The following is an 838-nucleotide window of genomic DNA, read 5'->3' on the forward strand; positions in this document are numbered from 1 at the left end:
TCAGACGGGACACGTATTGACCACTACCCAGCAAGTCTACAACAATTGGCTGAATGTACGCCAGTTTACGAGGAGTTGCCAGGTTGGTCTGAGGACATCACTGCTTGTAAGACTTTAGAAGAATTACCAGCAAATGCGCGTCAATATGTTAAACGTGTATCGGAATTAGTTGGTGTAAATATTGCGACATTCTCTGTGGGTCCAGACCGGACGCAAACAAACATTTTAGAAGATATTTGGAATAGTTAATTAGATACAAGATTTATAAGATGTTCATAAGCGGGGCTTTGATAGTCCTGCTTTTTTTGGTTCAAGAAATGAATATTGGGATTTCTTGTGTGTAACGGATAGGGAACAAATTCTAGTGAATAATCCTATTATGGACAATGATAGTGAATCCAGTTATTGATGAGGAAGAATTCACCATATGACCTATTTAGCCTTCATTTTTTAGGAAATTGAAAAATGGCGACTTTATCGTTGACAAGTGTAATCATTCAAGGTATATTAAGTTTATTAAGATTACAAATGTAAACAACATAAAAACACATACATAAATAAGGAGCAATTTAATATGAATACGAAAACTTACTTAATCCCAGATATGTCGTGTGCCCACTGCAAGGCGCGTATTGAAAAGGAAGTAACTGGCTTAAATGGCGTTGAAGAAGCGGATGTACCGGTTGAAAGTAAAGTTTTAACGGTCCGATTTGATGATCAAGTAGTAGATAGTGCGGCCATTGTGGCTGCTGTTGCGGAAGCGGGCTATACAGCCAATCCGCAATAATTTTCGTCTAAAGGAGAATGTATAATGAAAGATACTTATACAATTGAAGGC

Annotated in this window: 2 protein-coding genes; both read left to right on the top strand. The window is 37.6% G+C overall.

Annotated features, from left to right (window positions below):
- A partial coding sequence (locus ACRCJ0_RS16525; RefSeq protein WP_431391248.1) for an adenylosuccinate synthetase occupies positions 1–249 on the top strand: 249 nt, incomplete at its 5' end.
- 325 nt (positions 250–574) lie between these two features.
- Positions 575–787, top strand: a complete 213-nt coding sequence (locus ACRCJ0_RS16530) for a heavy-metal-associated domain-containing protein (RefSeq protein WP_417893857.1) — start codon at positions 575–577, stop codon at positions 785–787.
- The last annotated feature ends 51 nt before the right edge of the window (positions 788–838 follow it).

It is taken from the genome of Aerococcus sp. L_32, assembly GCF_050689315.1.

Coding starts and splice junctions, on each gene's coding strand:
- ACRCJ0_RS16530 (WP_417893857.1), top strand. CDS start 575: ATGAATACGAAAACTTACTTAATCCCAGATATGTCGTGTGCCCACTGC.